This window comes from Ardenticatenales bacterium (assembly GCA_020634515.1).
Lineage (GTDB): Bacteria > Chloroflexota > Anaerolineae > Promineifilales > Promineifilaceae > JAGVTM01.
Genome location: JACKBL010000005.1, coordinates 143,562 through 164,853, shown reverse-complemented (window position 1 = coordinate 164,853; position 21,292 = coordinate 143,562). Strand labels below are relative to the sequence as shown.

19 protein-coding genes are annotated in these 21,292 nt (G+C 60.8%); 14 read left to right on the top strand and 5 right to left on the bottom strand.

The window, feature by feature from the left end:
- The first annotated feature begins 10 nt into the window (after positions 1-10).
- The 3 genes from H6650_14765 to H6650_14755 all read left to right on the top strand — a co-directional run bounded on the left by H6650_14765 (position 11) and on the right by H6650_14755 (position 3,219).
- The gene (locus tag H6650_14765; GenBank protein MCB8953265.1) at positions 11-982 is read left to right on the top strand and encodes an alpha-ketoacid dehydrogenase subunit beta; all 972 of its coding nucleotides are present in this window, start codon (positions 11-13) and stop codon (positions 980-982) included.
- Positions 982-2,211, top strand: coding sequence for a 2-oxo acid dehydrogenase subunit E2 (locus tag H6650_14760; GenBank protein ID MCB8953264.1), 1,230 nt, complete (start codon positions 982-984; stop codon positions 2,209-2,211). Before H6650_14765 ends, H6650_14760 begins: the two co-directional genes overlap by 1 nt.
- Before the next feature lie 225 nt (positions 2,212-2,436).
- On the top strand, positions 2,437-3,219 hold the full coding sequence (locus H6650_14755; protein ID MCB8953263.1) for a hypothetical protein: 783 nt from the start codon (positions 2,437-2,439) through the stop codon (positions 3,217-3,219).
- Between the two features lie 212 nt (positions 3,220-3,431).
- On the opposite strand, the gene H6650_14750 is transcribed toward H6650_14755, so the two are convergent.
- The 3 genes from H6650_14750 to lysA form a co-directional block, all read right to left on the bottom strand.
- Positions 3,432-4,538, bottom strand: coding sequence for an ATP-dependent 6-phosphofructokinase (locus H6650_14750; GenBank protein MCB8953262.1), 1,107 nt, complete (start codon positions 4,536-4,538; stop codon positions 3,432-3,434).
- Between the two features lie 386 nt (positions 4,539-4,924).
- Positions 4,925-6,991 (bottom strand): APC family permease, encoded by a 2,067-nt coding sequence (locus H6650_14745; protein ID MCB8953261.1) that lies wholly within the window; start codon positions 6,989-6,991, stop codon positions 4,925-4,927.
- Between the two features lie 720 nt (positions 6,992-7,711).
- A complete protein-coding gene (gene lysA / locus H6650_14740; GenBank protein MCB8953260.1) occupies positions 7,712-8,926 on the bottom strand; it encodes a diaminopimelate decarboxylase in 1,215 nt (404 codons plus the stop codon).
- Between the two features lie 164 nt (positions 8,927-9,090).
- Between lysA and ruvX the strand changes: the two genes are divergently transcribed.
- The 4 genes from ruvX to H6650_14720 are packed head-to-tail and all read left to right on the top strand — an operon-like array spanning position 9,091 to position 11,859.
- A complete protein-coding gene (gene ruvX, locus H6650_14735) occupies positions 9,091-9,558 on the top strand; it encodes a Holliday junction resolvase RuvX (protein MCB8953259.1) in 468 nt (155 codons plus the stop codon).
- Positions 9,555-10,775 (top strand): endolytic transglycosylase MltG, encoded by a 1,221-nt coding sequence (mltG, locus tag H6650_14730; GenBank protein MCB8953258.1) that lies wholly within the window; start codon positions 9,555-9,557, stop codon positions 10,773-10,775. Before ruvX ends, mltG begins: the two co-directional genes overlap by 4 nt.
- Positions 10,756-11,400 (top strand): ABC transporter substrate-binding protein, encoded by a 645-nt coding sequence (locus H6650_14725; protein MCB8953257.1) that lies wholly within the window; start codon positions 10,756-10,758, stop codon positions 11,398-11,400. Before mltG ends, H6650_14725 begins: the two co-directional genes overlap by 20 nt.
- 15 nt (positions 11,401-11,415) lie before the next feature.
- Complete coding sequence (locus H6650_14720; GenBank protein ID MCB8953256.1) at positions 11,416-11,859, top strand: PaaI family thioesterase; 444 nt, start codon at positions 11,416-11,418, stop codon at positions 11,857-11,859.
- A 102-nt stretch (positions 11,860-11,961) separates the two neighbouring features.
- On the opposite strand, the gene H6650_14715 is transcribed toward H6650_14720, so the two are convergent.
- Positions 11,962-12,276 (bottom strand): hypothetical protein, encoded by a 315-nt coding sequence (locus H6650_14715; protein ID MCB8953255.1) that lies wholly within the window; start codon positions 12,274-12,276, stop codon positions 11,962-11,964.
- A gap of 60 nt (positions 12,277-12,336) precedes the next feature.
- Entirely contained in the window at positions 12,337-12,744 is a 408-nt protein-coding gene (locus H6650_14710; GenBank protein ID MCB8953254.1) for a hypothetical protein, read from the bottom strand.
- Between the two features lie 45 nt (positions 12,745-12,789).
- Between H6650_14710 and H6650_14705 the strand changes: the two genes are divergently transcribed.
- From H6650_14705 to H6650_14675, 7 genes are all read left to right on the top strand, one after another.
- The gene (locus H6650_14705) at positions 12,790-13,638 is read left to right on the top strand and encodes a hypothetical protein (GenBank protein MCB8953253.1); all 849 of its coding nucleotides are present in this window, start codon (positions 12,790-12,792) and stop codon (positions 13,636-13,638) included.
- A gap of 432 nt (positions 13,639-14,070) precedes the next feature.
- The gene (gene lepB, locus H6650_14700) at positions 14,071-14,655 is read left to right on the top strand and encodes a signal peptidase I (GenBank protein MCB8953252.1); all 585 of its coding nucleotides are present in this window, start codon (positions 14,071-14,073) and stop codon (positions 14,653-14,655) included.
- Positions 14,656-14,667: 12 nt separating this feature from the next.
- Positions 14,668-17,181 (top strand): transglycosylase SLT domain-containing protein, encoded by a 2,514-nt coding sequence (locus H6650_14695; GenBank protein ID MCB8953251.1) that lies wholly within the window; start codon positions 14,668-14,670, stop codon positions 17,179-17,181.
- Positions 17,182-17,234: 53 nt separating this feature from the next.
- Positions 17,235-17,381, top strand: a complete 147-nt coding sequence (locus H6650_14690) for a hypothetical protein (GenBank protein MCB8953250.1) — start codon at positions 17,235-17,237, stop codon at positions 17,379-17,381.
- An 18-nt stretch (positions 17,382-17,399) separates the two neighbouring features.
- Positions 17,400-18,125, top strand: coding sequence for a response regulator transcription factor (locus H6650_14685; GenBank protein ID MCB8953249.1), 726 nt, complete (start codon positions 17,400-17,402; stop codon positions 18,123-18,125).
- 20 nt (positions 18,126-18,145) lie between these two features.
- Entirely contained in the window at positions 18,146-19,570 is a 1,425-nt protein-coding gene (locus H6650_14680; GenBank protein MCB8953248.1) for a HAMP domain-containing protein, read from the top strand.
- A gap of 647 nt (positions 19,571-20,217) precedes the next feature.
- A complete protein-coding gene (locus H6650_14675; protein ID MCB8953247.1) occupies positions 20,218-21,240 on the top strand; it encodes a PstS family phosphate ABC transporter substrate-binding protein in 1,023 nt (340 codons plus the stop codon).
- The last annotated feature ends 52 nt before the right edge of the window (positions 21,241-21,292 follow it).

The following is a 21,292-nucleotide window of genomic DNA, read 5'->3' as shown; positions in this document are numbered from 1 at the left end:
GAAGCGTACAATGGCTCGCATAACAATGAGACAGGCAATTACCGACGCCCTGCGTGAAGAAATGCAGCGGGACGACACCGTTTTCATCATGGGCGAAGAAGTGGGGGTTTGGGGCGGCACATACGCGGTCACACGCGGTTTCTACGACGAATTTGGGGCGCGGCGCGTGCGCGACACACCCATTTCGGAAATGGTCATTGGCGGCGCGGCAGCCGGCGCGGCCATGAACGGGCTGCGCCCCGTCGCCGAATTCATGACCATCAACTTCGCCTTCGTGGCCTTTGACGCCATCATCAATCACGCGGCCAAAGTGCACTACATGTTTGGCGGACAGATCAAATGCCCCGTCGTTTTTCGCGCTCCCGGCGGCGGCGGGCGTCAGCTTGGGGCCACGCACAGCCACACGCCCGACGTGATCTTCGCGCACTTTCCGGGCTTGAAAGTGGTCTCTCCGGCCACGGCCTACGATGCCAAAGGGCTGCTGAAAGCGTCCATCCGCAGCGATGATCCCGTCCTCTTCATTGAACACCACACCCTCTACCAGATTCGAGACGAAGTGCCCGATGGGGACTACGTTGTGCCCATTGGCGTCTCCGACGTGAAGCGGGAAGGCTCCGACGTGACCATTGTGGCTTACTCGCAGGGTTTGCAAGTGGCGCTGGAGGCGGCCAACAAACTGGCGCAAGAAGGAATCGAAGCGGAAGTGGTTGATTTGCGCACGCTGCGCCCGTTGGACATGGGGCCGGTGCTGAAATCCTTCCAGAAAACGTTCAAAGCGGTTGTGGTTGAAGAAGGGTACCGCTCCTATGGCATCGGCGCGGAAATCGCCGCGCGTATTCAGGAAGAAGGGTTTGACTACCTGGACGCGCCGGTGAAGCGCGTGGCGCAGTTGGAAGTGCCGCTGCCGTATTCGCGGGAACTGGAACAATCGGCCTTGATCAATGCCGACCGCGTGGTGGCCGCGGTGAAGGAGATTTTGTAATGGCGGAATTTATTGTCATGCCCAAGTTGGGCTTCGATATGCGCGAGGGTGTGCTGGTCGGGTGGTTGAAGGAAGTCGGTGACGCCGTCAATAAAGGGGACGTGGTCGCAGAGATTGAGTCCGACAAGGCCACATTGGAGCTGGAAGCGCAGGTGTCGGGCGTGCTGCTGCAAACGTTGGCGGCGGCGGGCGATGTTGTGCCCGTAGGGGCGAATCTGGCCGTGGTGGGCGCGGCGGGCGAGGATGTTTCCGGCCTGGTCGGCGCGCCGCCAGAGGCGCGGAAAACGCCCGCCGCGGCGGAAACGCCGGCGCCAGAAGCGGCTCCGGCGGCGGCGGTGGCGTCTGCTGCGCCGGTGAGCGCGGAATTCCCCGGCGGCGTGAAGGCCAGCCCGGTGGCGCGGCGCATTGCGCGGGAACATCAGGTGGATTTGCAGCAAGTCGGCGGTAGCGGTCCTGATGGTCGCATCCGTAAGCGGGATGTGGAGTCGTTTTTGCAGGCGGCAGCCGTCGCACCCCCCCCCACCACGCCTATCCCCACCGGCCCCGAAACAGAGGAAATCCCGCTGACACGCCTGCGCCAGGCCATTGCTCGCCGCATGGCGGAAAGCAAAACAAGCGTGCCCCATTTCTACGTGACTTCGGAAGTGGACATGCAAGCCGCGCTGGACTTGCGCGCCCAGATCAACGCCCTGCTGCCGGAAGATGGCAAGGTGACGGTTAATGACATGATTGTGAAGGCGGCGGCGCTGGCGCTGCGTGATTTCCCCAACTTGAATGCCAGCTTCAACGGGACGACGCTGGTACGCCATCAGCGGATCAACGTGGGCAGCGCGGTTGCCGTCGAAGGCGGGCTGTTGACGGTGGTGCAGCAGAATACGGACGTGACGCCGCTGGCACGGGTGGCGGCGGATAATAAGGGGATGATTGCGCGGGCACGTGCCGGCAAAATCTCTCCCGACGACGTCACAGGTGGCACATTCACTATCAGCAACCTGGGCGGCTTTGACGTGGACCACTTCGTGGCCATCATCAATCCGCCCGAAGCGGCCATCCTGGCAGTGGGCACGGCGCGGCAGGTTCCTGTGGTGGTTGATGGGCAGTTGACGGTAGGGCTACGCATGAAGGTGACGCTCTCCGCCGACCACCGGGTAACGGATGGCGTGGAGGCGGCGCGCTATTTGCAGCGTTTTAAGGGCCTGATGGAAACGCCGCTCCAGCTTTTGTTGTAGTTTTGCCGGCACACGATGTCGGGAGGATGGCCCGTATTTGCCGGCAAATACGGGCTTTTTTCTTTTCGCCCACGGATTTCTCATTTGAACGTGCCGGCATTTGCCAGAATCCAGGGCATTAAGGTACATTACGGATGTACCTCATCAGGCGTGCGTGTGGGAGGGAGGGATGAGGACCCACTTGACCACCCAACGGGGAAAGTCACATTACTGGAGATGGAAATAATGAGCAAAGCACTATCTAAACTATGGCCTATCCTGATGCTCCTCGGCTTCTTGAGCATCGGCATCATCAGCCTGGCAAACCGCCCCGCCACCCCCGCGTCGGCGGTGGACTTGCTCCCCGGCGCTTATCTGCCCTACGCGAGCAAAACAGGCTGCGTCGATCCCGGCTTCTTCGACACTTTCGACGACCCCGCCAGCGGCTGGCCCATCGTCGATGACAACTGGGTCAAAACCCAATATCTGACCGCCAACGGCAACGGCCTCTACCGCATTGCGCCCAAGGAAATCGACACCAACGCCCCCTACTACGTCTTCTTCGCGCCCACCAACAGCCGCACCGATTACGTGGTGGAAACCGACATCCGTTGGACGGGCGATCCTGGCGTCTCCGTCGGCGGCATCGTCTTTAGCACCAAACCGGATCAGTCAGAAGGGTATCTATTTGGCATCTACGCCAATCCTGACCCCGACTATGCCGACTATTATCAAAAATATGGCGTGCTGAAATACAACATCCAGAGCAGCGAGTTAACGTTCCTCGTCCTGCCCACCACCTCAACCGCCATCATTCCCGGCAATGAGTTCAATCACCTGAAGGTGACGTTGGAAGGGGACGTATTCACCCTGGAAATCAATGGCGTCGAACTCGATACCGTTTACGATCCAAACCTGAACAGCCCATCCATCGTGGGTGTCGCCATGACGCCGCCCGATGTCTTCGTGCCCAACCAGGCGGAACTGCGCGTCGACAACTTCCACGTCACCAGTTGCATTGACAATTAGTGGCTGTCCGCAATTAATTTAGCGGAAATGTGCGGACAGCTTGTCAGTAACCGTCCGATGAAAACGTGAAGTTGTTTTCGGACGGTTACTTAGGCGCGGAAGGCAACAGCAGAAAAAAAAGAGCGTGTCATCCTGACCCTGAAGAAGGATGACACGCTCTTGGTTGCTCTGAGCGGATCTGATTACCGATTGCCTTGTTCGTTATCGCCGGCTCAATCGCCGAAAGAAATGCCCAGGTCGCGGGCGGTGAGCATGGTGTCGCTGTCCAGCGGCACCTGCTTCATGCGCCGCGTACACTCCTCCAACGGCACGTACTTCACCGTGGGCGGGTCCAACGCCACCATCACGCCCCGCTGCCCTTCGGCAATGGCGCGCACCGCCGCCGCGCCGAAACGCAGCGACAGCAGGCGGTCGTAAGAGATGGGCGTGCCGCCGCGCAGCAAATGACCGAGGACGACGCTGCGCGTCTCTTTGCCCGTCAACGCCTCAATTTCCCTGGCTAATTTCTCCCCCAACCCGCCCAATCGCTCTTCCTGCCCCACGCCCTTGCCGATGGTGGAATAGGTTCCGCCACGGGGCATCGCGCCTTCCGCTACCACGACAATAGAAAAGGCGCGCCCCATTTCTTCCCGTTCCTGAACTTTCCGCACAACTTTGTGGATGTCGTACGGGATTTCGGGAATGAGAATGATGTCGGCGGAGCCGGCGACGCCGGCAAAAAGGGCGATCCAGCCGGCGTGCCGCCCCATCACTTCCACGACCATCACGCGCCGGTGCGCGGCGGCCGTGGAATGTAAACGATCCAGCGCTTCCGTGGCAAAGCTGACGGCGGTCTGGAAGCCGAACGTGACCACGGTTCCGTCCAGGTCGTTGTCAATGGTCTTGGGCACGCCGACGATGTTCAGCCCCTTTTGCGTCAGATCATAGGCAATCTTCATGGAACCATCACCGCCGACGGAGATGAGGGCGTCCAGTTCGTGCTGGGCGCAGGCGGCAACGATTTCGTCGGACCGATCCGTTTCCACGTAGCTGCCATCCGCTTGCCGCACGGGATAGTGGAACGGGTTGCCCTTATTCGTCGTTCCCAGGATGGTTCCGCCCAGGTGCGTGATGCCGCGCACCCGGTCTCGATCCAGGGTGACGAGGCCGCCATCGTCGGGATAGTTTTCGGGCATGAGCAGGCCGTTGTAGCCGTCACGAATGCCCAGGCATTCCCAGCCCCGCTGCAAGGCGGCCAGGGTGGCCGCGCGAATAACCGCATTTAGTCCGGGCGCGTCCCCGCCGCCCGTGCAAATGGCGATACGCTTCTTTTCCATCATCCGTTACCCCCTCATGAACGTATTTACCTTCCCGGAAGCTCGACAGTTTCCGGGAAGGTGACGGCCACACCTGATCTGCTTAGTAACCGCCTGAAAATAGCTTCACATTTTTTCGGACGGTTACTGACAAGCTGTCCGCCCATTTCCGCTCATTTAATTGCGGACAGCCACTCAGGCTTTTTCGGAATTTGCATGATCCTATTCCTTACCGAAAAAGCCTCGTGACTATACAGGTCATCTGCCCAGATTGGACCAATTTGCTCTGGTTGAATCTTATTGATGTCTACAAAATTGGTCCAATCTCTCGGAGACGTGAATAGTTACAAAGCCTCAAGCCAATCCAGAAGATCGCGCCTGTTCCGGATCGATGTTTTTCTGGATTGGCCTCACTCCGCCTCCGGCGTCTCCTGCAGGTCTGTGTGCGTGAGCGTGTCCGTGTGGGCGGTCTCCGCTGCCGGCATCACTGCACCGTGTTCCTCGTGCGCGAACTGAGCAGCGATAGCTTCCGGATGGTGGCTGCGAACGTGATAAGGCACATCAATGACCACCACATTCTCCGAACCACGCAGACGCGCGCGCAAGATATTGGCCGTCTGGTTGTGCAGCAACTGCGCCCAGAAGGAGTCAGGCACGAACTCAGGCACGACAACCGTGATCAGAGCCTCCGGGAACTCCTCATTCGTGACCTCATTGATATAGTCTACCAGCGGCGTGAGAATATCCCGATATTCGTAATCAATCGTTATCAGTTCCAGTCCCGTCGTGATCGAGGGGAAGCGCTCCCAGCGCCGACAAAGGCGATCTTTCATGGACACGCTGGTGGTAATGCAGACGGCGCGCACATTTTTGGAGATCTGACGCGCGTAGCGCAGCGCACGCAGCGTACCCCGATGAACGTCGCCCAATGGCACGATCACCACGTCGGCGATGGCGTGCATATCTTCCATTGAGAGGTCTTTGGTACTCAGATCGTGGGCAACCGTGACGTAATGCCCTTTGATGATGCGGAAGAGCCAGACAAACAGGGGAATGAGCAAAGCCACGACCCAGGAGCCTTCCACGAATTTGGTGATAACGAGAATAACAAAAACGACGCCGGTGACAATGGCGCCAACAGCGTTCATGATGCGTTTCCAACGCGCGCCGCTTTCGTAGTGGATGGTGGTGACTTTGGTGCGGATGTGTTCGCCGGGTTTGAGGTGGCCGATGCGGCCCATGAGGCGGAACATGCCGGCCTGCGAGAGGGAGAAGCTGAGCATGACGCCGAGAGCATAGAGGGGGAGCATGGCGATTTCGTCGGCGCGGAAGATGATGACAATGATGGAAGCGACGATTGCCAGGATGACGATGCCGGCATTATACACCAACCGATCCCCCCGATTCTGCATCCAGCGTGGCAAATAACCATCCTTCGCCAAAAACGAACTGAGACGCGGGAAATCCTGATACCCCGTATTCGCCGCCAACACCAGAATCATCATCGTAAAGAACTGCACCCAGTAGTACAAAATTTGTCCCGCGGGCAAGCCCGTCCACACCGTGCGCGCCAACTGCGAGAGAATGCTCTCCCCTTCCTCCAGATGCGGCACAAGGGCCAGGTGCGTCGCCAGGAAGGTGATACCTACGAACAGGGACATGGCGATCACGCCCATGGCGACCATCGTCTTGACGGCGTTGATTGGCTCCGGCGGCTTAAACGCCTGCACCCCGTTGCTGATCGCCTCAATCCCCGTCAGGGCGGTACAGCCCGCGGCAAACGAGCGCAGCAGCACCCAGATGAAAACAAGCTGGCTGGTGGATTGGACAACGGTGATCGCGGTGTCGTGGGTGGGCGGGGTCATGGCCGCCAGGCCAAAGAGGCCGGTGAGTCGGAGCAGTCCCACGCCTACGGTAAGCAGGACGCCGCCGACGAAGGCGTAGGTGGGCAGGGCGAAGATGGTGCCGCTCTCGCGCACGCCGCGCAGGTTGACCCAGGTGAGGAGGAGGATGGCGATGAGGGCCATGGGCACGGCGTGGTCATGTAGTCCGGGAACGGCGGAGGTGATAGCGCGAATGCCGGCAGAAACCGACACCGCCACCGTCAAAATATAGTCAATCAGCAGCGCCGAAGCGGCAAACAACGCCGTATTCGTCCCCAGGTTGTCTTTGGCAACCGTGTAGGCGCCGCCGCCATCCGGGTAATGCAAAATCGTCTGGATATAACTGAAAACGACAAGCAGCACCAGGAACATAACGCCTAATGCCAGTGGCAAGGTGAAACGCAGCGCGCCTGCGCCCAACCCCACCGCCAGAGCCGTCATAATTGCTTCCGTGGCATACGCATTACTGCTGATGGGGTCGGAGGCAAAGATCGCCAACGCGCGCACTTTATCTAGTCGCTCATGGACTTCGGCGCGCGTAGGAAAAGGTTCGCCGATTAAAGCACGTTTCAGCTTACCTAAAGAGAATGCCATCTTAAAAGAACTCCTTCGAGAATATCGTGTAGGACAGATTGATAGTTGAAAGTTAGTGACTATACAGGTCATCTGCCCAGATTGGACCAATTTGCTCTGGTTGAATCTTATTGATGTCTACAAAATTGGTCCAATCTCTCGGAGACGTGAATAGTTACGAAAGTTAATGATTGGCGGTTGTCGGAAGCGTCGCCACCATACTTCCGGTAACAGTAACTACTAACGCTCTCTGGAGATGGAGATTGGTCCAATCTGGCTTAGCAGTTACCTTCCCGAAGGAACGGAATTAAATAAGACAACGAAGTTGTTTCCTTACCGTTCCTTCAAACTGACGATGCAATTCCGTACTTTATTTCATCGCCAGTCCTGATAAGAAAAAGGGCGCGAAAAAACGCGGATAAGACCATCATCCGCCAGAAAGGAAAGACCGCGCCGGAGCGGATATGCTGCACGAATTGTCGCTTTACCACCAAACAAACGTCGCGCCGCCTCAAACAGGCGGCACGCCGACGAGTCGCAATAGAGGTTGCGGGACGATTTGGTTTGCACAAGTACGTGGGGCGGATTGTGGCTTCTTCGACCTGAAGTGTTGCAATTGGCCGGCGATCAAAGAAGGGCGAGGCGACTGGCGGCCTCAAAAGCGTCCTCAATAGCGACAACATGCTGTCGCCAATGGTACTTTGTTGCCTTGTTAACGGATTTGATTTTACAGACCTTGCGCTATCCTAGCAAGTCAGTGACGGTCTGGCGCGGGCGAATGAGGTGGAAAGTGCCGGCATCTACCAACACCTCCGCCGCCCGCAAACGTCCATTATAATTGGAACTCATGGCAAAACCATACGCCCCCGCTTGCTGCACGGCCAGCAAATCGCCGGCAGCCACGGGCGGCAGCGCGTAGTCGTGGGCGAAAGCGTCGCCCGTCTCGCACACGGGACCGACAATGTCCACCGGATGGGATTCCCCCGCGCGGCGGCGGATGGGCCAGATGGGATGACGCGCCGCGTAGAGGGTGGGACGGATGAAGTCGTTCATGCCGGCATCCACCACCACAAACCGCCGTCCGCCTTCCTCTTTGACATACTCGACTCGCGTCAGCAAAATGCCGGCATCCCCCACCACCGACCGCCCCGGCTCCAACACCAACTCATACCCGGCGGCCACAACCGGCGCGCCCACCGCCGCCACCCAATCGGCAGGACGCGGCGCCATCCGGGCCCCCTCATCCACCCCCAATCCGCCGCCCACGTCCAGGTAGCGCAAACGGCAGCCCGCCGCCGCCAGCCCCTCCGCTTCGCGCAGCAAAACGGCAACCGCCTGGCGAAACGGCTCCAGTTCCCGAATCTGGGAACCAATGTGGACGGCCAGCCCCACGGGGGCCAACCAGGGGTCAGCCTGCGCTTGCCACAGCAGACGACGCGCCGTGTCCGCGCTCACGCCAAATTTGTGCCACCGCCCTCCGGTGCTGATGGCCGGGTGCGTGTCGCCGGTGACGTCGGGGTTAAGGCGCACGGCAATGGGAGCCACGATCTGGCGTGCAGCGGCAATGCCGGCAATACGGGCCAGTTCGGGAACGGATTCGATGTGCAGGGCGCGAATGCCGGCATCCAGTGCCTGCTCAATGTCCGCGTGAGATTTGCCGACGCCGGAGAAAAGAATGTGGGTGGGAGAAATGCCGGCATGTCGCGCCAAAAACAACTCCCCCCCACTCGTCACATCCGCCCCCATCCCCTGCTCCCCCAACAACCGCAGCAGCGCCGGATTCCCATTCGCCTTCACCGCGAAGCACACCAGGTAGCCCTGCCCACCGCGCCCCGCGACCAACCGCGCCGCATCCACGAACGCCGCCGCCCGCCCCGTCAACACCGCCCGACTGTACACATACACCGGCGTCCCCACCGCCGCCGCCACCCGCGCCAGCGGCACATCTTCCCCCATCAACTCATCGTTGACATAACGAAAGGCCTTCTCATCCATCCGCATCGCACCTCAACCGTCAATTTCGCTTGCTGCCACGGACAATGGTAATCAGAATCGCGCCATCGGCAAATAATCACGGATGCGCCCTTTGCATCTGCGCCGCTTTGCGTTAAAACTCAGGCATGAATCCAACACCAAACCTGCCCGGACGGATTATGGCTCTCGACCTGGGCGAAAAACGCATCGGCGTCGCCCTCAGCGACGAAACCCGCACCCTGGCTCGCTCCTATACCGTGCTGCCGCGCAAATCGCGGCGCGAGGACTTCGCCCGCCTCGGCCACATCGCCGCCGCCGAAAAAGTCACCCTGCTCCTGGTTGGCTTGCCCGTTGGCCTGACACTGGCGGCGCAAGCCACAGAAGCGGAATCGCCCAAAGTCGCCTGGATGCGCGACTACGCCACCGCCCTCAGCGCCGCCTTAGGCCTACCCGTCGCCTTTTGCGACGAGAGCTACTCCACCGTGGACGCCGCCGCCAGCCTGCACGCCCGCGGCAAACGTGCGCGTCAGCAGCGCGAGTGGATTGACGCCGTGGCCGCCGCCATTTTCCTCCAGGCGTATCTCGACGCCCAGGCCCAAACACGCCCACAATGACCACCAATCACTCACCTACGCCCCAACACCGCGACCCATACGCCCCGCCCCCAGGCGGCCACGTCATCCACCGCCTGGCGCGCCTGCTCCTGTTTTTTGTGGGGCTGGCCGCCTGCCTCACCGCCAGCCTCGTCTTCTACGCCAGTTGGCGGCAAAGCCAGTACACGGGACAGGTGCGCGTTTCCCCCGGCAACAGCCAGCTCAATCCCGCCGAATACTTCTACCTGCAAACCTACCTCGGCCTGCACGCGGCGGAACTGGCGCAACCCGCCGGCGCGCGTCCGGCAGCAGGGGATTTCACCATTGCCCCCGGCGAAACCGCCAACGTCATCGCCGCCAATCTCGTAGCCCAGGGTTTTCTCACCAATGCCGACCTTTTCGTCAATTACGTGCGTTATTATGGCCTGGATGCCGGCCTGGAGGCAGGCCAGTACACCATCGCCCCCGGCGCAACCGTGCCCGAACTGGCGAACGCGCTGTCTGATTCCGTCGGTCAGGAAGTGACCGTGCGCTTCCTGGAGGGGTGGCGCAGCGAGGAGATGGCGAACTATCTGGCGCAAACGACGCCCGCCCGGGTGGACGCGGCCCAGTTTCAAGCCATCGTGCGGCGATTGGTCCCCTATGACCTCGCGCGCTATGATTTTCTGGACCCAACGGCGGGTTCGCTGGAAGGGTTCCTTTTCCCGGACACCTACCGTCTGCCCCTGGACGCGGACGCCGCTTACCTGGTGGACCTGATGCTGCAAAACTTTGGCCGCCGCGTCACGCCGGAGATGCGGCAGGCGTATCTGAGCAACGGTCTGTCGCCGCGGCAGGCCGTGACGCTGGCCGCCATTGTGGAGCGGGAAGCGGTAGTGGACGCGGAGCGCCCGCTGGTCGCCAGCGTTTTCTTCAATCGCCTGGCGCAGGGCATGAAACTGGACGCCGATCCCACGGTGCAGTACGCCGTGGGGCAAGCTGCTGACGGTTCATGGTGGAAATCGCCGCTGGGCGTCGCCGATCTGGCGCTGGATTCGCCCTACAACACCTATCTGTACACGGGGCTGCCGCCCGGCCCCATCGCCAACCCGGGTCTGGCCTCGCTGCAAGCCGTGGCGCAGCCGGCGCAAACGAATTATCTGTTTTTTGTCGCCGATTGTGATGCCAACGCAGCGGGTCTGCATCTGTTTAGCGCAACCTATGAGGAGCATCTGGCCAATGTGGCGACCTGTCGGTAGGCGCTGGGGCGCGTGGCTGGCGGCATTGGGTTTGTCGCTGCTGCTATTGGCCGGCTGCGGCGGCGTCGCGCCGGTGGTGAAGATTGGCCTGGTGGCTCCGTTTGAGGGCGCGCACCGCGCCGTGGGGTACGATGCGATTTACGCGGCGCGCCTGGCGGTCAGGGAGATCAATGCGGCGGGCGGCGTGGGCGGCTACCGCGTGGCGTTGGTGGCGCTGGATGATTCCGGGGATGTGAAACGGGCGCGGCAGGCGGCGGCTTCGCTGACGTTGGACCCCATGGTGGTGGCGGTGGTGGGGCATTGGCTAACGGAGACGACGGCGGTGGCCGCGCCGATTTATGCGGCGGCGGGTTTGCCGCTGCTGGCGGCGGGGCGCGCGCCGCTGGGGGAGACGCCGCCCGCGCAGTTGCCGCCGGCATTCCGCGCCGCGTATGCGGCGGTGACGCCATTTGATGAGACGACGGGGGTTTATGCCGGCACAACCTACGACGCCTTCCAACTCCTCTTCACGGCCCTGGACCACGCCGCCGCCGCCGGCCCCGTGGATCGCGCCGCCGTCACCGCCGCCCTTGTCAACCTGCAAATTGCCGGCATAACCGGTCCCATCTACCAGCCTCCACCCTGACGCGCCCATCTGCCCATGACCCCACAGAACCCCGCATACGCCCAACTGGTACGACAACTCTTCGCCCAGGCCGCCTTCGTCAATGACTTGGGCATTCAGTTGACCGACGTTGGCCCCGGCTGGTGTACGTCGGAACTGGTCGTCGCCCGCCGCCATTGGCAGCAGGATGATCTCATCCACGCCGGCGTGATCGCCACAATGGCCGACCATACAGCGGGCGCCGCCGCCGGCTCGCTCATCCGCGCCCACGAATACGTCCTCACCGTGGAGTTCAAAATCAACCTCCTCCGCGCCGCCCAGGGCGAACGCCTCACCTGCCGCGCCCAGGTATTAAAACCGGGCCGCACCATCACCGTGGCCGAGTCGGAAGTTTTCGTTCACGGACAAGGCGACGTAAAATTAGTCGCCAAAGCCACTGTAACGTTGATGACATTGAGCAAGACAAAGGATGAGGGATGAGGGATGAAAGATGAAGGCGCCTTGGGGTGTCTGCGCGAATGCAATCACAGATAATGCGGGCTTTTGTTCATCCGCGTCCTTGTGTTTTCGCAGGTGCTCCCTTTACGCAGATAGCCCAAATTGATTTTGTGAGCGGTTTGGCCGTGGCTCTACTGACCACCGCTTACTCACCACTGACCACTTTTTCGCAGGAGACGTCATGCGCCGCGGCGCACCACCATAAATGAGAACATCTTCCCGGAAGCTGTTATCCAGGGCCATCATCCGTGATGAAGCTTCCGGGAAGGTTATTTTCGCAGGAGACGTCATGCGCCGCGGCGCACCACCATAAATGAGAACATCTTCCCGGAAGCTGTTATCCAGGGCCATCATCCGTGATGAAGCTTCCGGGAAGGTTATTTTCGCAGGAGACGTCATCTTCATCTTCCCGGAAGCTGTTATCCAGGGCCATCATCCGTGATGAAGCTTCCGGGAAGGTTATTTCGCAGGAGACGTCATGCGCCGCGGCACACCACCATAAATGAGAACATCTTCCCGGAAGCTGTTATCCAGGGCCATCATCCGTGATGAAGCTTCCGGGAAGGTTATTTTCGCAGGAGACGTCATGCGCCGCGGCGCACCACCATAAATGAGAACATCTTCCCGGAAGCTGTTATCCAGGGCCATCATCCGTGATGAAGCTTCCGGGAAGGTTATTTTCGCAGGAGACGTCATGCGCCGCGGCGCACCACCATAAATGAGAACATCTTCCCGGAAGCTGTTATCCAGGGCCATCATCCGTGATGAAGCTTCCGGGAAGGTTATTTTCGCAGGAGACGTCATGCGCCGCGGCGCACCACCATAAATGAGAACATCTTCCCGGAAGCTGTTATCCAGGGCCATCATCCGTGATGAAGCTTCCGGGAAGGTTATTTTCGCAGGAGGCAATCAATGATTCGACGCATTCTAGGCTTTATCATGCTGTTTATTGGCCTTTCAGGATTGGTGTTGAGCATCGGCGGGGCGCTGGTGACACGGCGCATGGTGGATAACGTGGGGCAGGGGCTGGACCAGAGTTTACGCCTGGTGTCGGAGAGCCTGGACACGGTGCTGGATACGCTGGCGCTGACGAAAACGACGGTGGGGCAGGTGAATGGGAGCATGACGACGGTGGAGACGACGGCAACGGACCTGGCGCAGACAATCAACCAGACGCGCCCGCTGCTGGATCAGGTGAGCCAGATTGCCAGCTCCGATGTGCCGGATGGTATTGATGCCGTACAAGCCGCGCTCCCGAATGTGGCGGAAGTTGCCGGCACAATCGACACCACCCTGCGCGTTCTCAACAACTTCCGTATTGACCAAAGCATCCTCGGCTTTCCCATCAAATATGACCTGGGCATCAACTACAACCCTGTCACCCCATTCGACCAATCCATCACCGCCGTCGGCGGCAGCCTGGACGGCATTCCCGAACGCCTGCGCACGCTCAAAATCTACCTCAACGTCACCGACGACAACCTGGCTACCATCAGCCAGGATGTTTTGAACATCGCCGCCGACCTGGAAACGATCAATGGCAGCGTCGCCGACGTGCAACCGCTGCTGGACGAATACACGCGCCTCGTCACGGAAGTGAACGACAACATCCGCCAGACGCGGGCCAACCTGACGGATCAGTTAGCCCAGTTCAAAATCGTGCTGGTGATTGTTTTCGTCTGGATCGGCCTCACCCAGGCCGCGCCCGTTTACCTCGGGTGGGAACTGCTGCGCGGGCGCGAGTTGAGCGACACGCGCTGACGCCCCCCCACCATCGACTGACAGGCACCGACCGGCAATGACGCGCTCACGCGCCCCCCGATCATTAAGATTTGTTGATCATTTGCCGTTGATGCGGCACGCCGCCACGAAAGGGGATAGGGAATCGGTAGAATAGGGGTGTTTGTGGCACACGGAAGCGGGGCGCGCCGTCTGGCTGCCTCTCGACAAGCTCGGGAGCCACGCGCGTAGAAGCCACAATAGACGAAAATGTTGTCACAAATGGCGCGGATTTTTGTTTGATGCGCGTTCATCCCTATGGGTTCGTGCAAAATTGACTTCGGCCTATCCGACAAGCAAGAACCCTGCCAGCGCATCCATTATTTCCAATCTTAAATATGGATGCGCCCTAGCCTATTTTTGCAGGGGACGAGTTAGAAACTCGCCCTACATAGCTTTCCACAGGAAGGTCCCATGAGCCAGTTCCCTGATCCTGAATCCATGTACGCCATCGTGGAAACGCCACCCCCGCCAGGACGCCGGGTGGCGCGGGCGCCGCGGTTTTTGTGGCGCGAGGTGCTGTTGACGTTGATGCCGGCATTTATCGGCGCAATCCTCTTCGTCCACTTCATCGCCCAATCCAGCGTCGTCTACGGCTCCAGCATGGAACCCGGCCTGCACACCGGGCAGCGCCTGCTCGTGGAAAAAGTCACGCCCCACCTGCACCTGCCCGCGCGCGGCGAAATCGTCATTATCCACGTAGATGGCTACGACGTCCCCCTGATCAAGCGCGTCATCGGCCTGCCCGGCGACACCATCAAGGTGCGCGCCAACCAACTTTTCGTCAACGGGGAACAGGTGCAAGAACCGTACCTGGCTCAATCGTGGCAACAAAGCTTCGGCCCGCTGCAAGTGCCACCCGACCACATCTTCGTCCTCGGCGACAATCGCGGCGTTTCCAACGATTCCCGCTATTTTGGCCCCATTCCCATCAGGGACATCATGGGCCACGCCTGGGTTTCCTACTGGCCACTGCCCGACCTCGGTCCGGTAAAATAAGAGGAGCTGTGAATGGGGCGATGGTTTGGACATGTCGCCGCCTTGCTGCTGGCGCTGATCTGGTTGGCGGGCTGCGCGGATGGGAATGAGGGGGGCGTGGCTTTAATGCCGGCATCCGCCACCCCACGCCCCACGCCCACCCTCGCCGTCCTCGCCCGCCTCACGGCGCCCCCCACGCCCGCCATCACCCCCTCACTCACCCCCATTCCCCCCACCCCCACCCCCACAACAACCCCCAGCCCCACACCCAGCCCAACCGCCACGCCCCAGCCCGCCGCCTGGCTGGCCCAGGCAGAACGCGCCCTCGCCCACCAGGACTACGCCACAGCCATCGACGCCTTCCAGGCCAGCCTGGCCGCCGCCGCCGACCTCTCGCCAGATGAACAGGCGCGGGCGCACATGGGACTGACGCAGGCATACCTGGGCGTGGAACTGTGGGCGGAGGCCCGCGACGCCGTGCAGCCGCTGCTGCCCGCGACGGACGAGCCCCCGCCCCTGCTACCACAAGCCACGGGCGACCACCCACAAGCGGCACAATTCCTGCTGGCCCTGGCTGCCGCCGCCCAGGGCGACTGCCCCACGGCCACCGCCGCCTACGAAGCCTACCTGCGCGCCAACCCGGACATGGCCGCCTACGTGCAGCCACACATCGCCGCCTGCGACTTGCTCCTGGACGACCGCGACGCGGCCATTGCCGCCTACGAGGCCGCCGCCGTCGCGCCCGCGCACCGCCTCACCATCATTGACCTGCGCGAAACGCTGGCCGGCTACTACCTGCAAGATGGCGACTTCGCGGCGGCGATGGCGCAGTATGACGCCATCGCCGACCTGGCCGTGACGGACTACACATTGGGGCAGGTGACGTTCCTGGCAGGCAGCGCCGCGCTGCAAGCGGGGGACACGGAAGGGGCGTATGCGCGTTTTCGCCTGGCGGTGAACAACTATCCGCGCAGCTACGACAGTTACCAGGCGCTGGTGGCGCTGGTGCAGGCGGAGGAACCGGTGGATGCATTTCAGCGGGGGTTGGTGGACTACTACGCGGGGGTGTATGTGCCGGCAATTGATGCCTTCACCACCGCCCTCGCCGACCCCGATCCCCGCCCCGACATCCCCCTCTATCTCGCCTGGTGCTACGCCCAACTGGGCGACCTGGACGCCGCGCTGGCGCAAATGGACGCCTACGCCCTTCTCGAACCCGCCGCCGCCCGCATTGAAACCGCCCGCCTCTACGCCCGCGCCGGGCTTGCGGACCAGGCCATCGCCGCCTACGAGTCCTACGTCGCCGATTTCCCCGACGGCCCCGATGCCGCCCAGGCCGCCTGGTCCGCCGCGGCCCTCAGCGAGCAGCAAGGGGACTTGGCCGGCGCCTCCGCCCGCTACCGCCAGATGGCCGCCGCCTACGACTGGCACGAGGACGCGCCGGAAGCAATGTTCCGCGCCGGCTGGCTGGCCTGGGAAGCCAGAGACGAAGAAGCCGCATTCTCCGCCTGGAGCGCGGCGGTGGCCCAATATCCCGCCGCCGACTATGGCGCGGCCGCCCTGCTCTGGCTGCTACAACGGCTGCCCGCCGACGCGCCCGTGCTGCCAGATTTGCGCGCCCAGGCCGCCGCCTGGCCGGGCGTTGGCTACTACACCCTACGCCTGCGGCAAGTCGTGGCCGGCGCACCCCCATTTTCCCCGGCAACGACACTGACGCTGACCGCCGACGGCACACTGGCAAGCGAGAGCGAAGAGGCGCTGACCACGGCGGCGGCCTGGCTGGCGGATTGGTGGGGCGCAACGGGCAATTTGCAAGAACTATCGCCGGCGCTGGCCGAGGATGACCGGCTGCGGCGGGGCGCGAAGCTGTGGCAGCTTGGTCTGTACGCGGAAGCGTCGCGGGAACTAGACCAGGTACGTCAGGACTATGTGCAAGACGCGCTGGCAAGCTACCGGTTGGCGGTCTGGTTTCGGGACCGCGGCATCTATCGCCTCTCCATCCTGGCTGCCGCCGCCGTGCAGTATCTCTCCGACCAGGCCATCTTCGCCCTGCCGCCACACCTGGCCCGCCTGCTCTACCCCACCTACTATGCGGACCTGATTTTGCCGTTGGCGCGGGAGTATGACTTCGATCCGCTGCTGCAACTGGCCCTGGTGCGCCAGGAAAGCCTGTTTGAGAGTTTTGCGACTTCCTCCGCCGTAGCTCAGGGGCTGAGCCAGGTCATCCCGGATACGGGCGTGTACATCGCGCAGCGGTTGCAGTGGCCGGATTATGAGAATGAGGATTTGTATAAGCCGTATGTGGGGCTGCGTTTTGGCGCGTTTTATCTGGCGGAGCAACTGCGCGCTTTTGATGGGCACGTTTATGCGGCGCTGGCGGCGTATAACGCGGGTCCGGGCAACGCGGCGCGTTGGGAGGCGCAGGCGCCGCAAGACCCGGACCTGTTTGTGGAGGCGATTACGTTCGCGGAAACGCGCTTATATGTGGAGCGGATTTTTGTGGGTTATCAGATTTATCACGCGCTTTATAGCCAGCCATCACGCTGACTTTACGCGCGGCCCGGTGTCGGCGTATAATGAGGGGGAGAAGATTCCAGGAAATGCCGGCATCCCACGGCCATCCCACCGCCGTGGCTCATCCCCACTATCAATTGACATCGCAAACCCTGGCGGCGGCAGAGCGGCGGGTTGGTTCATTGTCGGAAAATGCCGGCACGCGCCATCACCCTGCCCGCGCGGCTGGGTGACACCAACAAGCGAGTACGATGAGCGAAAAAATCCTGATTGTCGAAGACGATAGCGTTCTGCGCGAAACGTTGACCTACAACCTGACGCGCCAGGGATACGACGTGATCACCGCCGCCGATGGACGCAGCGCCATCACCCTGGCGGAGCAGCAGCACCCCGAACTGATTCTGCTTGACGTGATGCTGCCCGGATTGGACGGCATGGAAGTCTGCCGCCGCCTGCGCCAGCAAATGAGCACGCCTATTCTTATGCTCACCGCGCGCACCGATGAGGTAGACAAAATCGTGGGCCTGGAAATGGGCGCGGACGATTACATCACCAAGCCTTTTAGTATGCGCGAACTGCTGGCCCGCGTGAAAGCGCAACTGCGCCGGGTGCGCCTGATGCGCGAGGAAATCGCCGCGGAAACGGAGGAAGAAACCAGGGAGCATGACAAGGAGAGCGGGCGGCTGGTCTTTCGCAACCTGGTCATCGACCAGGCGCGGCGCGAGGTGCTGCTAGACGGCGCACCCGCGCGCTTGAAGCCGAAGGAGTACGAACTGCTCCTTTTTCTGGCGCGGCATCGGGGCATTGCCCTCTCCCGCGACCTGATCCTGGAGCGAGTTTGGGGGTGGACGTATGACGGCAGCAGCCGCACCGTGGATGTCCATGTGCGCTGGTTGCGCGAGAAGATTGAGCCGGATCCCGGCAACGCGCAGCGTATTGTCACCGTGCGTGGCATTGGCTATCGCTTCGAGGGTTGAGACAAAAGGACGGTTCGCCGGTGTTCACGAGTTTCCGCTGGCGCATTGCGCTGCCGTATGTCGTCTTGATCTGGCTGCTGCTGTTTGGGTTGGCGTATGGGCTGGCGCGGCCCCTGTGCGGCGCGACGGGAAACTGTCGCACGATCTGGTTGTGGGGCGCGGGACTGGCGGCGATCGGGCTGTCGATTGTGCTGGGGCGGCAGGTGGCGGCGGTTATTGTGCGCCCCATTTCGCAGTTGACGCTGGCGGCGCGGCGTATCGCCACCGGGGATGATAGCGCACGCCTGCTGCCGGCACGCGCCGATGAAATTGGACAGTTGACGACGGCGTTCAATGCGGCAATTGACAATCTGCGCCGCTTGAATGCGTCGCTGGCGCAGGAGCAGCATCATCTGGCGACGGTGCTGCGGACGATGGGCGGCGGGGTGATTATCGCGGATGGGGATGGGCGTGTGCAGCGCATCAATCCCGCCGCTCTGGCGCTGCTGGAGGTGATGCGGAAGGATGTGGCGGGGGCGTCGCTGGCGGAGGTGATGCGTCACCATCGTTTGATTGAGGCGTGGCAAGAATGCCGGCACACCGGACAAGAACAAACCATCGCATTGGAAGTGTACACCCACAACCAGACCACATTTTGGCAGGTGATCATCACCCCCCTGGCGGAAACGACCAGTCAAGGCTACATGGTTCTGATCCAGGACCTCACCGAAATCCATCGGCTACAAAGTGTGCGCCGCGATTTCGTCAGCAACATTTCGCACGAACTGCGCACGCCCCTGGCCTCCCTCAAGGCATTGATCGAAACCGTACACGACAGCGCCCTGGACGATCCGCCCGCGGCACGCCGTTTTCTCCAGCGCGCCGTCACGGAAGTGGACACGATGACGCAGATGGTGGAAGAACTCCTGGAACTCGCGCGCATTGAGTCCGGCAAAGTGCCCTTGCGTCTGCAAGCCACCTCCCTGGAAAACATCGTACAGCCCGTGGTGGAACGGCTGTATTCCCAGGCCGAACGCGCCGAGGTAGAGGTAGTCCTGAATTTGCCGGATGATCTCCCCCGCGTTCTGGTGGACGCAGAGCGGATTCAGCGCGTTTTGACCAACCTGCTGCACAACGCCGTGAAGTTCACGTTGCCGGGAGGTCAAATTCATATCAGCGTTTATGTTTCTGACAGTGAGCGTCCCCAGCATCAGAAACCCACGCTCGACAGGTCGCCGATGGTAGTTGTCGCGGTGCGGGACAGCGGCGTGGGCATTCCGCCGACGGACCTACCGCGTATTTTTGAGCGATTCTACAAGACGGACCGCGCCCGCAGCCGCGGCGGCACGGGATTAGGGTTGGCAATTGCCCGCCACCTGGTGCAGGCGCATGGGGGGGAAATCTGGGTGAAGAGCAAAGAGGGGAAAGGGAGTACGTTTTCCTTTTCCCTGCCTACTGCCTCTTGACGGCACGCAGCCATTGCAAGATCGGGTCATGGACGAGGTTGTCCGAATTGGAAAATCGGACTACGGAATTCGCTGGCGAACGATACCTTCCACGGATTGTTAACCTGCTGTTAATGGTTTCTTTGCCAGACGTTAACGCCGTTTTGAACTGTTCTTAAATCCATTCTGCTACATTTCCGTGGGGCTAGATGCTCCGCCTTGGTCTCTTCTCGTCCGACCTTCCTCCACTTCGAGGAAGGTCGGCTTGTCTTCAGCGCCTGAGCGCCGGGGGATGCCGCCCGTCTCCGTTAATCAATCCTTTACGAAGCCTTAGCTAATTGTTAAAGACAATTTGAAAGGGCGTTAAATACAGGATGGTATTCTGGTGTGCAGGCATGGTGACACGATGCCTATGCGCCGACGTTCTCCGGCTGGCAAACGGCCTGGAGGAGAATTCAGACTGTTTAGGCGATTATTTTATGGCTACCGTGTCGTGGCATGATACCACGGGCAACGGTTAGTTAAAACTGACGTAACTATTCACGTCTCCGAGAGATTGGACCAATTTTGTAGACATCAATAAGATTCAACCAGAGCAAATTGGTCCAATCTGGGCAGATGACCTGTATAGTCACAAACTGACAACTGTTTGAGGAGATTGATAAAACATGCAACGTAAGTTCTTCCTTTTTGGTATTGTGGCGGTTCTGGCGCTGATGCTGGCTGCCTGTGGGGGCAACACGACGAGTGAACCGCAGGCGGCGCCGACGGAGGCGCCCGCCGAGCCAACGACTGTGCCCCCAACGGCTGAGCCGGCCATGGATGAAGGGATGCTGCCGGCAGTTGATCCGCTGGAAGTGACGGGCGACATCGTAACGGCGGGGAGTTCTACCGTCTTCCCCCTGTCCGAGCGTATGGCCGAGCGTTTCCAGGATGAAGGATATGCCGGCAATATCACCATCGACAGCATCGGCAGCGGCGCGGGTTTTGAGCGTTTCTGCGTCGCCGGTGAGACCGACATCTCCAACGCCAGCCGCGCCATCAAGGACAGCGAAGTTGAATCCTGCCGCGCCATTGGCCGTGAGCCTATCGAATTCCGCGTGGGCACGGACGCCCTGGCGGTGGTTGTAAGCAAAGAGAATGATTTCATCACCGAGGCCACGATGGAACAGTTGGCCTTGATTTTCTCTACGGCGGAAACGTGGGCGGACGTAGATCCTAGTTGGCCCGCCGAACCGATTCAGCGCTTCATTCCGGGCACGGACAGCGGTACGTTTGACTACTTCGTGGAAGAAGTGTTTGATCAAGACGAAACCCCCATCCTGGCCGCCAGCAACCTGCAACTGAGCGAAGACGACAACGTGCTGGTGCAGGGTGTGGAGGGCAGCCCCTACGCCATCGGCTTCTTTGGCTATGCCTACTACCAGGAAAACAAGGATAAGCTGACGATCCTCTCCATTGATGGCGTTGAGGCGACTTTCGACAACGTGGAAACCAGCGCCTATCCGCTGGCGCGCCCGTTGTTCATCTACAGCACTGCTGATATTATGAAAGAGAAGCCGCAAGTGGCCGCTTTTGTTGACTTCTACCTCACGCACGTGAATGAAGAGATCGAGAATGTGGGCTACTTCCCCGCCAGTGAAGATGCGCTGAACAAGTCCATGCAGAACTGGCTGGACGCGAACAAGTAAAAGGCAAAACCCTTAGAGTCTGAGAGACCCTAAGGGTTTCAAAGGGTCTCAC